Here is a 12,624-nt window from a genome sequence, read left to right on the forward strand (position 1 = left end):
CGTGGAAGCGGACGAGATCCGTGTGGTGATGGACGACCCCGTCGCGCGTCGGCTGTTGGCCTCGGCGAACCCCGCGCGGCTCGCCTACGTCGCGCTCGACGGGACGCCGCGCGTCGTACCGGTGGACTTCCACTGGAACGGCGTGGCCCTCGTCATCGGCACGGTGCCCGGGTCCGCGAAGGTCGCCGCCCTGCAGGCCCGTCCCGCCGTGGCGTTGACGATCGACACCAGCCCACCGACCTGGCCACCCAACGTGCTGCTGCTCCGCGGGACGGCCGAGGTCTCGCTGGTGGACGGCGTCTTCCCCGAGTGCGTCGAAGGCGCCCGGAAGGTGACGCCGGCCGAGGAGTTCCCGCGGTGGGAGGCGGGCGTGCACGCGCTGTACGACCAGATGGTCCGGCTCGACGTCACGCCCACGTGGGCGCGGATCCACGACTTCGAGACCCGGATCCCGCAGGCGGTCGAGGCACTCGCGAGGAGCAAGTCCGGCGGGTCCTGACCTGTCGGCGGGCGGTCGCGGGGTCGTCGCCGTGGGCGGTGTCAGGCTGCCTTGACCGTCAGGCGAGCCTGACGGATGCTCGGTCATGGACCTCGACGCCCTCGAACGCGAGCACACCCTCGCCACCGCCGTCCGGCGCTTCGACGAGCTGCGCGGCCGGGACTCGCTGGCCGATCCCGACGACCCGGACGGCCCCCACCCCCTGGGCCGGGCCGAGGCGCTGGAGCTGCTGGCCCTCGGCGAGGTGATCGCCCGCAAGGCCGGCCAGTGGCGTCAGCTGACGGTCCGCACGGCGCGGGCGAGCGGGGCCTCGTGGGCGGAGATCGGGCAGTCCCTCGGGACCACCCGCCAGTCGGCGTGGGAGGCGCACCGCCGCTGGATCGACGGGCAGGCCGCGCAGCACGGGGCCGTCGGGGAGATCGGTTTCGACGAGGAGGACGCCGCGGCCGCCCGGGCCCTGGCCGGCGACCGCCCGTGACCATCGGCGGGTGGCTGCCGTCTCCGGCGTGTCCGACAGCCACCCGCCGATGATCACCGCAGAGAGGAGGCGCCGGTCAGGGGGTCGGGGTGCCGCCGATGTCGTCGAGCTCCTCGAGCTCCCGCGGGCCGAGCACCAGCATCCCGGCGGCCAGGTTCTCCTCCAGGTGGGCCACCGAGGAGGTGCCCGGGATGAGCAGCAGGTTGGGGCTGCGGGCCAGCAGCCAGGCCAGCGCGACCTGCATCGGGGAGGCCTCCAGCCGCCGGGCCACCGTCTCCAGCGCCGCGGACTGCAGCGGGGTGAACCCGCCGAGCGGGAAGAACGGCACGTAGGGGATGCCCTCGCGGGCCAGCGAGTCGACCATCGGGTCGTCGTGCCGGTGCACCAGGTTGTAGTGGTTCTGCACGCAGACGACGGGGGCGACCGACCGGGCCTCGGCCAGCTGCTGCGGGGTCACGTTGCTGACCCCCAGGTGCCGGATCAGCCCGTCGGCCTGCATGGCGGCGAGCGCCTCGAACGGTTCGGCCAGCGAGCGCTCGACCGGCTCGGAGAAGCCGGGCATGCGCAGGTTCACGACGTCCAGGACGTCGACGCCGAGGTTGCGCAGGTTGTCCTCGACCGCCCGGCGCAGCTGCTCGGGTGTCAGCGCCTCGGGCCACTCGCCGGCCGGGGTCCGCTCGGCCCCGACCTTCGTGACGATGGTCAGGTCCTCGGGGTAGGGGTGCAGCGCCTCGCGGATGATCTGGTTGGTCACGTGCGGGCCGTAGTAGTCGCTGGTGTCGATGTGGTCCACGCCGAGCTCCACCGCCCGGCGCAGGACGGCGACGGCGGCGGCGCGGTCGGCCGGCGGGCCCATGACGTGCGGCCCGGCCAGCTGCATCGCGCCGTAGCCGATCCGGTTGACCGGCCGGTCGCCGAGGAGGAACCGGCCGGAGCGTTCCGCGGTGGGGGTCGGGGTCGTCATGCCCGGGCCCTACCCCGGCCGTCGGTCGGTCAGGCGGCGGTGCGGCACTCCGCGGGGACGGCGTCCGCCCCGGCCGCCGTCGGCACCCGGTCCCGCCGCTCGGTGGCCCGCGCGACGACCGCGATGCCCGAGCCCACCAGCGCCAGGACCGCGCCCACCCAGATGGGCGCGGTGTAGCCCAGGCCCGCCGACAGCACCGCTGCGCCGAGCGCGGCGCCGAGGGCGTTGGCCACGTTGAACGCGCCCTGGTTGGCCGCGGAGACCAGGCTGCCGCCGCGCACCCGGGCGGCCTCGATGACGCTGTTCTGCACCACCGGGCCCAGCGCGAAGGCCAGCGTGCCGAACAGCACCAGCAGCACGACGGCGGTCACCGGGGTGCGGGCCAGGACGGCGAACGCGGCCAGGACGACGGCGGTGGCGAGCAGGCCGACGACCACGAAGGAGAAGCCGTAGCGGTCGCCCAGCCGCCCGCCGGCGAGCGTGCCGACGGTGGTGCCGACGCCGAACAGCGCCAGCACCGGCGTCACCCACTCCACGGGGATGCCGCCCAGCTCGGTGAGGATCGGGCTGACGTAGCTGTAGACGGCGAACAGCGCGGAGAAGCCGACCATCGTCAGGCCCAGCACCAGCCACACCTGCCCCCGGCGGAACGCGGCCAGCTCGCTGCGCAGGTCGCCGGGCTCCCCCAGCTCGGCCGGCATCCACGCCAGCAGCCCGGCGATGGTGACCAGGCCGATGGCGGCGACCGCGCCCAGCACCAGTCGCCAGCTGGTCTGCTGCGCGACGAAGGTCCCCAGCGGGACGCCGACGACGTTGGCCACGGTCAGCCCGGCGATCATCAGCGAGATCGCGCTGGTGCCCCGCTCGGGTGCGACCAGCCGGCGCGCGGCGACGGCGCCCACGCCGAAGAAGGAGCCGTGCGACAGCGCGGTGAGCACCCGGGCGGCGGCGAGTGTCTCGTAGGTCGGCGCCACCGCCGACAGCGCGTTGCCGACGACGAACAGCACCATGAGGCCGACGAGCGTCCGGCGCGGCGGGAAGCGCAGGCCCAGGGCGGTCAGGGTGGGCGCCCCCACGACGACGCCGACGGCGTAGGCGGAGATCAGCAGACCCACCGAGGGCACCGAGACGCCGAGGCCCTCGGCCACCTCGGGCAGCATGCCCATGACGACGAACTCGGTGGTGCCGATGCCGAAGGCGCCGATGGCGAGGGCGAGCAGGGCGCGGGGCACGGGGAGAGAGCTCCAGGGGGACGACGGCGGGGACGACGTGGCGGACGTCGTCGTCCTCCCGGGTCCTGGTCACCAGGACCCCCTGTCAGGCAAGCCGCCGTCCCCGGCGGACATGCCCGGGACGGCGGGTGGGTCTGCTCACACGGCGCGACAGGACCGGCGACCGCGGTCGGCCCCGCCATGCCGGATCAGGGCCGGAGGAGGACCTTGACCGCGCCGTCCTTCTTCTCGCGGAAGTCCGCGTAGGCCTGCGGCGCCTGCTCGAGCGGCACGTGGTGGGTGGCGAAGTCGTCGACGCCCAGCGGGTCGCCCTCGGTGAGGATCGGGAGGATGTCGGGCACCCAGCGCCACACGTTGGCCTGGCCCATGCGCAGCTGGATCTGCTTGTCGAACATCCGCATGAGCGGCAGCGGGTCGGTCGCGCCGCCGTAGACGCCGGACAGCGAGATCGTCCCGCCGCGGCGCACCGCGTCGATGGCGGTGTTCAGCGCGGCCAACCGGTCCACGCCGGCCACCTGCATGACCCGCTCCATGATCGCGTCCGGGACGATCGCGGTGGCCTTCTGCGCGATGCTGGCCAGCGGGGAGCCGTGCGCCTCCATGCCCACGGCGTCGATCACGGCGTCGGCACCGCGGCCCGCCGTCGCGTCCTGGATCGCCTGCACGACGTCGTCCCTGTCGGTGGAGCCGATGACGTGCGTGCCCCGCGCAGTGGCCCGGGCCAGCCGCTCCGGGACGACGTCCGAGGCGTACACGTTCTCGATGCCCAGGTGGTGGGCGATGCGGGTGCACATGTCGCCGATCGGGCCCAGCCCCAGGACCAGCAGCGTGCCCCCGGGCGGCGTCGCCGCGTACTGGACGGCCTGCCAGGCGGTGGGCAGCACGTCGGAGAGGTAGACGAACCGGTCGTCGGGCAGCCCGTCGGGCACCTTGATGGGCAGCGTGTTGCCGAAGGGCACCCGCAGGTACTCCGCCTGCCCGCCGGGGACCTGCCCGTAGAGCTTGGTGTAGCCGAACAGTGAGGCGCCGAAGCCCTGCTCGCGGTTCTGCGTCGTCTCGCACTGGGACTGCAGGCCCTGCGAGCACATCCAGCAGGTGCCGCAGGAGATGTTGAAGGGGACGACGACCCGGTCGCCGGGCCTGACCGCGGTGACGTCCCGACCGACCTCGCGGACGACGCCCATCGGTTCGTGCCCCATCACGTCGCCGACCGTCATGAACGGCGCCATGACCTCGATGAGGTGCAGGTCGGACCCGCAGATGCCGCTCGAGGTGACCTCGATGACGACGTCGGTGGGGTCCTGGATCGTGGGGTCCGGGACGGTGTCCACCCGGACGTCGGCTCGACCGTGCCAGGTCACTGCGCGCATGGGGGATGGGCTCCTCGGGGGCTGTCGATGGACTCGGACAAGGGCCTTCTGCCCCGGCGTGAGGTCCATCGCCCCCGGGAACGACCCGTGACGGCGTGTTCCTCACGGTGAGTGAGATGAGTTCGACGCAGTGTCGAACGACAGCGGTGCAGTTCCGTGACACCCGTCACCGAACCGGACTCCGATACCCCCACTCGAAGGTCACGAAACAGTCACGTCGTGTTTACATGGCTCCCGTCCGCTTCCCCCGAACACCGCACGACGACCCTGTCCCCTCCGGAAGTCAGGTGCATGAGCCAGCTCCACCACGACCGTCACGGAAACGAGACCCAGACGGTCCACCAGTCCGTCCCGACGCAGCGCCCGGGGGATGCGCGACCGTCGGACAGCCAGGCCGACGAGCCGCGACTGGCCGAGGTCACCGACCTCGCCGACCTCACCGAGCAGGCCGAGGCCGGTGCGCGCGCCGGCATCGAGGACCTCGCCGAGGGCGCCCGCCCGGTCGCCTTCGTCCCGCTGGTCACCGGCGGACGGCGGGGCCGCCACCGCGGCCGCCGGGTCCCGGGACCGGCCCGCCGTCCGGCCGCCTACCTCGCTGCGGCGCTGGTGGGGGCCGGCGGCCTGGCCCTGATCGCAGCCGGCGACCGCGCCTCCGCCGAGGAGACCGACGTGGCCGAGAGCTCCTCGGTCAGCGTCGCCGCGGAGCTCGGGCTGGACGTGGGGTCGCAGGCCGCGGTCCCCGAGGCCGACGCCGCCGCCCGGCTCGGTGAGCTGACCGCCAGCCGCACCGCGCGGGAGGCCGAGCAGGCCGCCGCCGCGCAGGCGCAGGCCGAGGCCGACCGGCTCGCCGCCGAGGCCATCGCCGAGGCGGCCCGTCCCGACGCGGTGCTGCCCGTCGACGGTGCCCGGCTGACCAGCGGCTTCGGCTCCCGGTGGGGCACCGTGCACGCCGGCATCGACCTCGCCGCGCCGATGCGCACGCCCGAGAAGGCGGCGATGGACGGCGTCGTGCTCGAGGCCGGCCCGGCCAGCGGCTACGGCCTGGTCGTGTACCTGCAGCACGAGAACGGCGACGTCACCGTCTACGGGCACATGGACGAGATCCTCGTGGCGCCGGGCCAGGTGGTCCGCGCGGGCGACACGATCGCGCTGCTCGGCAACCGCGGGCAGTCCACCGGCCCGCACCTGCACTTCGAGGTGCGCCTCGGCGGCCTCGGTGGCGAGAAGGTCGACCCGGTGCCCTACCTCCGGGAGCGCGGCGTCCAGATCTGAGCCGGCCGGCGTGACCGCTGCGGGACACTCGGACCGTGCGGCACGCGACGGCGGGGGAGCGGTGACGGGGCACGGGCACGACCACGGTGTCCCCGCGGCCACCGCGTCGGCCGCGTACCGCCGCCGGCTGGCCGTCGTCCTCGGGCTCACCGTCGCGGTGGTGGCGGCCGAGATCGCCGGCGCGGTGGTCTCCGGGTCGCTCGCGCTGCTCGCCGATGCCGGGCACATGGCCACCGACGCCCTCGGCCTCGGCCTGGCCCTCGGGGCGGTCTCCCTGGCCCAGCGCCCCGCGCACGGACGGCGCACCTTCGGCTGGCAGCGCGCGGAGATCCTCGCCGCCGTCGCCAACGGGCTGCTGCTGGTCGCGGTGGCCGGCTACGTGGTCGTGGAGGCGGTCCGCCGGATCGGGGACCCGCCGCAGATCGACGCCGGCGTGGTGCTGGCCGTCGCCGCGGTGGGACTGGCGGTCAACCTGGCCGGCCTGGCGCTGCTGCACTCCGGCCGCGGGGGGTCCCTCGCCGTCCGCGGTGCCCACCTCGAGGTGCTCGGCGACGCGCTGGGCTCGGTCGCCGTCCTCGTCGCCGCCGTCGTCGTCGCGACCACCGGCTGGACGCCGGCCGACACGGTGGCCTCCCTGCTCATCGCCGCGCTGGTGCTGCCGCGGGCGTGGTCGCTGCTGCGTGAGGCGGTCGACGTGCTGCTGGAGGCGGCGCCGCGCGGGGTCGACCTCGAGGACGTGCGCGCGCACGTCCTCGGGGTGGACGGCGTCGTCGGCGTCCACGACCTGCACGCCTGGACGATCACCTCCGGCCTGCCCGTGCTGTCGGCGCACGTGGTCGTCAGCGACGAGGCGCTGGCCGACGGCCACGGCGGGCGGGTGCTGGACGCGCTCTGCGCCTGCCTCGGCGACCACTTCGACGTCGAGCACTGCACCTTCCAGCTGGAGGCCGAGGCGCACGCCGGCCACGAGGCGCCCGTCCACGATTGAAGGACCCCGTCCTCCCCACCCCTCGCAGGCTCGGGGCGGGACCCGGGACGGGGCCGCCCGTCCTCGCCGCCACTCGCGAGCTCGCGGCGGGACCCTGCAGGGGGGCCGCCCGTCCTCCCCGCCACTCGCGTGCTCGCGGCGGGACCCTGCAGGGGGCCGCCCGGGCGCTGCCTGAGTGGGACAGTGGGGGCGCAGGCGCACGGCAGGGCGGGAGGCAGCGGTGGACCACGGTCATCACTCGGGCATGTGGGTGCCCGCGGAGCCGCCGACCTGGGGGCGGATGTTCCTGCCGCACCTGGACGGCTGGTCGTGGCTGGCGGTGCTGAGCCTGGTCGGGCTCGTCGCCTACCCCGTCGCGGTGGTGCTGCTGCGCCGCTCGGGTGTGACCTGGCCGTGGTGGCGGACGGCGTCCTGGGTGGCCGGCTGCGTCGCGCTGTTCGCGGTGACCGGCACCTGGCTCAACGGCTACAGCATGGTGCTGTTCAGCCTGCACATGGCCCAGCACATGGTGCTCTCGATGGTGGTGCCGATCCTGCTGTTGCTCGGCGCCCCGGTGACCCTGGCGCTGCGCACCCTGCCGCGCGGCAAGCGGCTGGCCGGCGTCCCGCGGGCGCTGCTGCTCGACGCGCTGCACAGCCGGGTCGCCCGCGTGCTGTCGCACCCGGCGTTCACGCTGCCGCTGTTCCTGGCCAGCCTCTACGCGGTCTACTTCACGCCGCTGTTCGACGCGCTCATGGCCAACCCGGTGGGCCACCAGTTCATGCTGGCCCACTTCACGGTGACCGGGCTGCTGTTCTTCGGCCCGATCCTGGCGCAGGACCCCTGGCCCCGGACGGCGGGCCACGGCGGCCGGATGCTCGAGCTGCTCGTCCCGATGCCGTTCCACGCCTTCTTCGGCGTCGCGATCCTGATGGCCGGCTCGCTGGTCGTGGAGACCTTCGCCAACCCACCGGCGGGCTGGGGCGTCGACGCGCTGTCGGACCAGAAGACCGCCGGGAGCATCGCGTGGTCCTTCGGCGAGGTCCCGACGGTCTTCGTCATGGCGCTGGTGCTGTTCGCCTGGATGGGCTCGGAGCAGCGGAAGGCCCGCCGGCTCGACCGGGTCGCCGACCGCACCGAGGACGCCGAGCTCACCGCCTACAACGAGCGGCTCAAGGCCCTCGCCGCGCGCGGGCGCTGAGCGCCGTCCTGGCTCACCGTCGCAGTTCCTGGTTCACCACGGGTGGTGAGCCAGGAACCGCGGTGATCGGCTCAGCTGATCACCGGACCGGTCCACGTGCACCCGGGTGAGCCACAGCGGGGCCGCGGTCAGGTGGCCGCCTGCGACCATGTCCGTGTGCCGCTATCCCTCGTGTTCACCGCGGACACCCACGTCCCGAAGCGGGCGCGTGACCTCCCAGGTGCGCTGTGGGCGGCGATCGACGCGGCGGACGTCGTGGTGCACGCCGGCGACTGGGTGGACGTCGCGCTGCTGGACCGCTTCGAGGAGCGCGCCCACAGGCTGGTCGCCGTCCACGGCAACAACGACCACGGCGCGCTGCGCGAGCGGCTGCCGGAGGTGGCCCGCGCCGACGTCGGCGGCATCCGGCTGGCCGTCGTCCACGAAACCGGCGACAAGAAGGGCCGCGAGGCCCGCTGCGCCGCGCGGTTCCCCGACGCCGACCTGCTCGTCTTCGGGCACAGCCACATCCCCTGGGACACCACCGCCGACACCGGCCTGCGGCTGGTCAACCCCGGCTCGCCCACCGACCGGCGCCGGCAGCCGCACGGCACCTTCGTCACCGCGGTGGCCGACGACGGCGTGCTGCGCGATGTGACCTTCCACCCGGTCGCGAGGTGACGGCGGCCGACGGGCGCTGGCGGCACCTCGGGGTCAGCCTGGTCGGGCTGGTCGCCGCGTGCGCGATCCAGAACGGGCTGCCGTTCCTCACCGTGGCCCTCCGCCAGGAGGGTCTCTCCCTGACCGCGATCGGCCTGCTCGTCAGCGCGCCCACGGCCGGCCTGGTCCTCAGCCTGCTCGCCTGGGGCGCGGCGGCCGATCGGTACGGCGAGCGGCTCGTGCTCAGCGCCGGGCTCGGCGTCGCCGCGGTCGCCATGACCGGCGCCGCGCTGGCCGGCACGCCGGTGGCCACCGGGCTCTGGCTGCTGCTCGCCGGCGCCGGCAGCGCGTCGGTGCACGCGGCCAGCGGGCGGCTGGTGCTCGGCTGGTTCCCCGCCGCGCAGCGCGGCCTGGCCATGGGCGTGCGCCAGGCGGGGCAGCCGATCGGCGTGGGGCTGGCCGCCTTCGCGCTGCCGCGGCTGGCCGAGGACGGCCCGGGGACGGCGTTCGCCGCGCTCGCCGCCGGCTGCGCGGTCACCGCCGTCCTGGTCGGGGTGCTGGTGCGCGACCCGGCCCGGCCCGAACGACCCCCCGGTGCGCCGCGGGCGGCCTCGCCCTACCGCTCGCCGGTGCTGTGGCGGGTGCACGCGGCCAGCACGCTGCTCGTCGTCCCGCAGTTCGTGGTCGCGGCCTTCAGCTTCGACTTCCTGGTCCGGGAGGTCGGCTGGTCGACCGCCGGGGCCGGCACGCTGCTCGCGGTCACCCAGCTCGGCGGTGCGGCCGCGCGGCTCGGTGCGGGCGCGTGGTCGGACCGTGCGGGCAGCCGCGTGGGGCCGTTGCGGCTGATCGCGGTCGCGGTGGCCGCGGTCGTCGGGGTGCTGGCCGTCGTCGCCGTCCTCACCCCGGACGTCCTCGCCCCGGCCGCCGTCGCCGCGGCGGTGGTGTGCTCGGCGATCGTCACGGTCAGCCCTAACGGGGTCGCGTTCACCTCGGTGGCCGAGCAGGCCGGCAGCGCCTGGGCCGGGCGGGCGCTGGGCGCGCACAACACCGTCCAGAACCTCTCCGCCGCGCTGACCGTGCCCCTGGCCGCGCTGCTCGTCGACAGCGGGCCCGGCTACCCGGCGGCGTTCGCGGCCGGTGCCGTGGCCGCGGCCCTGGCGATCGGCGTCGTGCCGGGCCGTGCCGTCGAGGCGTCCTCCCGCGGCGCGCCGCGGGCGGCCGACCCGGCCCCGAGCCGGTGAGCCTCCGCCGGCCGTGGCCCGCCGGGGCGGTCGAGCTGCTGACCTGCCCGGTCTGCGGGGCGTCCCTGGCCGTGCGGGGCGACGGCGCCGGGCTGGTCTGCCCGGCCGGTCACTCCTCCGACCGGGCGCGGCAGGGGCACGTCACGCTCCTGCCGCCCGGGCACGTCCCGCCGTCCGGCGACTCCGCGGCGATGGTCGCCGACCGCGTCGCCTTCCTCGCCGCCGGCCACTACGCCGGGGTGACCCGCGCTCTGGCGGACGCCGTCGCCGCGGGGGACGACGGCCCGCCGGGCGCGCTGCTCGACCTCGGCGGGGGCACCGGGCACCACCTGGCCGGCGTCCTCGACCGGCTGCCCGCCGCCGTGGGGGTGGTGCTCGACTCCTCCCGGTACGCCGCCCGCCGCGCGGCCGGCGTCCACCCGCGGGCCCTCGCGGTCGTGGGCGACGCCTGGGCCCGGCTGCCGGTGCGGGACGCCGCCGTCGATCGGGTGCTGGTGGTCTTCGCCCCGCGCAACGGCCCGGAGACCGCGCGGGTGCTGCGGCCGGGCGGGCGGCTGGTCGTCGTCACCCCGGCCGCCGACCACCTCGCCGAGCTGGTGGCCCCGCTGGGGTTGCTGCGGGTCGACCCCGACAAGGCCCGCCGGCTGTCGATGACCCTCGAGCCGCACCTGCGCCCGGTCGCCGCCGCCGCGCACCGCGAGCGGCTGGAGCTGGACCGCGCGGCGGTCACGACGCTGGTCGGCATGGGCCCGCACGCCCGGCACCTGAGCCCCGACGGGCTGGCCACGGCGGTAGCCGGGCTGCCCGAGCGGACGCCGGTCACCGTGTCGGTCGACGTCGCCACCTGGGCCCGGACCGGCTGACCGGAGGCCGCCCAGGTCACGCTCTGGCAACGGTCGCGCGGCGGCTGTACGGCGGGGACCGGCGCGCCTCTGGCGTCGGCAGGAAGCGTGTCGCAGGAAACGTCTAAGCTGCGGCCGTGACGATCGCACCGGCGCCGATCGTGAGCCGGCCGAGCCCGGTTCACCAGGCGGAGAAGGGCTCGCGGCTCTCGAACCTGCTGCGGACCACCGACCACAAGACCATCGGCCTCATGTACCTGGCCACCTCCTTCGCCTGGTTCGTCATCGGCGGACTGATGGCGCTGCTGATGCGCGGGGAGCTGGCCCGGCCGGGTCTGCAGTTCCTGTCGCCGGAGCAGTACAACCAGCTGGTCACGATGCACGGCACGGTGATGCTGCTGTTCTTCGCGACGCCGCTGTTCTTCGCGTTCTCGAACCTGATCATGCCGCTGCAGATCGGCGCGCCCGACGTGGCGTTCCCGCGGCTGAACTCGTTCTCGTACTGGCTCTTCCTCTTCGGCTCCACCCTCGCGGTGTCGGGCTTCTTCACGCCCGGCGGTGCCGCCGACTTCGGCTGGTACGCCTACACGCCGCTGTCCGACGCGACCAACAGCCCCGGTGCCGGCGCCGACCTGTGGATCGCCGGCCTGGCGGTCAGTGGTCTGGGCACGATCCTCGGTGCGGTCAACTTCATCACCACGATCGCCTGCCTCCGGGCGCCGGGCATGACGCTGTTCCGGATGCCGATCTTCACCTGGAACACGCTGGTCACCAGCCTGCTGGTGCTCTTCGCCTTCCCGATCCTCACCGCCGCCCTGTTCGGCCTCCTGGCGGACCGGCAGCTGGGTGCCCTCGTGTACTCGGAGGAGAACGGTGGGCCGATGCTGTGGCAGCACCTGTTCTGGTTCTTCGGGCACCCCGAGGTCTACATCATCGCGCTGCCGTTCTTCGGCATCGTCACCGAGATCATCCCGGTCTTCAGCCGCAAGCCGCTGTTCGGCTACAAGGGCATGATCTTCGCGACCCTCGCCATCGGTGGTCTGTCGCTGACGGTGTGGGCGCACCACATGTACGCGACCGGCGCGGTGCTGCTGCCGTTCTTCGCGTTCCTGACCTACCTGATCGCCGTGCCGACCGGCATCAAGTTCTTCAACTGGATCGGCACCATGTGGCGCGGTCAGCTGACCTTCGAGTCGCCGATGCTCTTCTCGATCGGCTTCCTCGTGACGTTCCTGCTGGGCGGGCTCACCGGCGTCCTGCTGGCCAGCCCGCCGCTGGACTGGCACGTCAACGACAGCTACTTCGTCGTGGCGCACTTCCACTACGTGGTGTTCGGCACCGTCGTGTTCGCCGCCTACGCCGGCGTCTACTACTGGTTCCCGAAGCTGTGCGGCCGGATGATGGACGAGCGCCTCGGCAAGCTGCACTTCTGGCTGACCTTCATCGGCTTCCACGGCACGTTCCTGGTGCAGCACTGGCTCGGCGGTGAGGGCATGCCGCGCCGGTACGCCAACTACCTGGCCAGCGACGGGTTCACCACGCTGAACACGGTGTCGACGATCTTCTCGTTCATCCTCGGCGCTTCGACGATCCCGTTCTTCTACAACGTGGCGAAGTCGTGGCGGTACGGCCGGCTCGCACTGAGGGACGACCCGTGGGGCCACGGCAACTCGCTGGAGTGGGCGACGTCGTCCCCGCCGCCGCGGCACAACTTCACCGAGATCCCGAAGATCCGCTCCGAGCGGCCGGCGTTCGAGGCGCACTACCCGCACCTCCTCGAGCGCCTGCAGCGCGAGGCGCACGCCGGCAAGCGGCACGAGCCGTACGCCGGGGTCAGTGAGCTCGGTGGCACCGGCGGTCGCCGGCAGGGCCCGAACGACCCCGACCCCACCTGAAAGAGGACCCCCTCCTCCCCACCC

The 12,624-nt window shown here is 74.4% G+C and carries 12 protein-coding genes; 9 read left to right on the forward strand and 3 right to left on the reverse strand.

Annotated features, from left to right (window positions below):
• Position 1 precedes the first annotated feature (1 nt).
• Together CNO22_RS08505 and CNO22_RS08510 are read left to right on the forward strand one after the other, a co-directional pair.
• On the forward strand, positions 2-499 hold the full coding sequence (locus tag CNO22_RS08505; RefSeq protein ID WP_198588189.1) for a pyridoxamine 5'-phosphate oxidase family protein: 498 nt from the start codon (positions 2-4) through the stop codon (positions 497-499).
• A gap of 85 nt (positions 500-584) precedes the next feature.
• Complete coding sequence (locus CNO22_RS08510; RefSeq protein WP_100498952.1) at positions 585-977, forward strand: hypothetical protein; 393 nt, start codon at positions 585-587, stop codon at positions 975-977.
• Positions 978-1,053: 76 nt separating this feature from the next.
• On the opposite strand, the gene CNO22_RS08515 is transcribed toward CNO22_RS08510, so the two are convergent.
• From CNO22_RS08515 to CNO22_RS08525, 3 genes are all read right to left on the reverse strand, one after another.
• The gene (locus CNO22_RS08515) at positions 1,054-1,941 is read right to left on the reverse strand and encodes an oxidoreductase (protein ID WP_100498953.1); all 888 of its coding nucleotides are present in this window, start codon (positions 1,939-1,941) and stop codon (positions 1,054-1,056) included.
• Positions 1,942-1,970: 29 nt separating this feature from the next.
• The gene (locus CNO22_RS08520) at positions 1,971-3,173 is read right to left on the reverse strand and encodes an MFS transporter (protein WP_100498954.1); all 1,203 of its coding nucleotides are present in this window, start codon (positions 3,171-3,173) and stop codon (positions 1,971-1,973) included.
• Between the two features lie 188 nt (positions 3,174-3,361).
• On the reverse strand, positions 3,362-4,543 hold the full coding sequence (locus tag CNO22_RS08525) for an alcohol dehydrogenase catalytic domain-containing protein (RefSeq protein ID WP_100498955.1): 1,182 nt from the start codon (positions 4,541-4,543) through the stop codon (positions 3,362-3,364).
• Positions 4,544-4,834: 291 nt separating this feature from the next.
• Between CNO22_RS08525 and CNO22_RS08530 the strand changes: the two genes are divergently transcribed.
• The 7 genes from CNO22_RS08530 to ctaD all read left to right on the forward strand — a co-directional run bounded on the left by CNO22_RS08530 (position 4,835) and on the right by ctaD (position 12,600).
• Complete coding sequence (locus tag CNO22_RS08530; protein ID WP_100498956.1) at positions 4,835-5,815, forward strand: M23 family metallopeptidase; 981 nt, start codon at positions 4,835-4,837, stop codon at positions 5,813-5,815.
• Between the two features lie 61 nt (positions 5,816-5,876).
• On the forward strand, positions 5,877-6,803 hold the full coding sequence (locus tag CNO22_RS08535) for a cation diffusion facilitator family transporter (protein WP_100498957.1): 927 nt from the start codon (positions 5,877-5,879) through the stop codon (positions 6,801-6,803).
• 244 nt (positions 6,804-7,047) lie between these two features.
• Positions 7,048-7,983 (forward strand): cytochrome c oxidase assembly protein, encoded by a 936-nt coding sequence (locus CNO22_RS08540; protein WP_232806894.1) that lies wholly within the window; start codon positions 7,048-7,050, stop codon positions 7,981-7,983.
• Between the two features lie 156 nt (positions 7,984-8,139).
• The gene (locus CNO22_RS08545) at positions 8,140-8,643 is read left to right on the forward strand and encodes a metallophosphoesterase family protein (protein WP_100498959.1); all 504 of its coding nucleotides are present in this window, start codon (positions 8,140-8,142) and stop codon (positions 8,641-8,643) included.
• Complete coding sequence (locus CNO22_RS08550) at positions 8,640-9,863, forward strand: MFS transporter (RefSeq protein WP_100498960.1); 1,224 nt, start codon at positions 8,640-8,642, stop codon at positions 9,861-9,863. Before CNO22_RS08545 ends, CNO22_RS08550 begins: the two co-directional genes overlap by 4 nt.
• A complete protein-coding gene (locus CNO22_RS08555; protein ID WP_100498961.1) occupies positions 9,860-10,726 on the forward strand; it encodes a putative RNA methyltransferase in 867 nt (288 codons plus the stop codon). The genes CNO22_RS08550 and CNO22_RS08555 overlap by 4 nt, the downstream gene beginning before the upstream one ends.
• A 116-nt stretch (positions 10,727-10,842) precedes the next feature.
• Positions 10,843-12,600, forward strand: a complete 1,758-nt coding sequence (gene ctaD / locus CNO22_RS08560; protein WP_100498962.1) for an aa3-type cytochrome oxidase subunit I — start codon at positions 10,843-10,845, stop codon at positions 12,598-12,600.
• Positions 12,601-12,624 lie beyond the last annotated feature (24 nt).

The sequence above is a fragment of the Geodermatophilus chilensis genome (assembly GCF_002802985.1).
GTDB classification, from domain to species: domain Bacteria; phylum Actinomycetota; class Actinomycetes; order Mycobacteriales; family Geodermatophilaceae; genus Geodermatophilus; species Geodermatophilus chilensis.

What these genes read in the sequence shown, in the direction of transcription:
- CNO22_RS08510 (WP_100498952.1), top strand. Translation starts at nt 585, where the DNA reads ATGGACCTCGACGCCCTCGAACGCGAGCACACCCTCGCCACCGCCGTC.
- CNO22_RS08515 (WP_100498953.1), bottom strand. Translation starts at nt 1,941, where the DNA reads ATGACGACCCCGACCCCCACCGCGGAACGCTCCGGCCGGTTCCTCCTC.
- CNO22_RS08525 (WP_100498955.1), bottom strand. Translation starts at nt 4,543, where the DNA reads ATGCGCGCAGTGACCTGGCACGGTCGAGCCGACGTCCGGGTGGACACC.
- CNO22_RS08530 (WP_100498956.1), top strand. Translation starts at nt 4,835, where the DNA reads ATGAGCCAGCTCCACCACGACCGTCACGGAAACGAGACCCAGACGGTC.
- CNO22_RS08540 (WP_232806894.1), top strand. Translation starts at nt 7,048, where the DNA reads ATGTGGGTGCCCGCGGAGCCGCCGACCTGGGGGCGGATGTTCCTGCCG.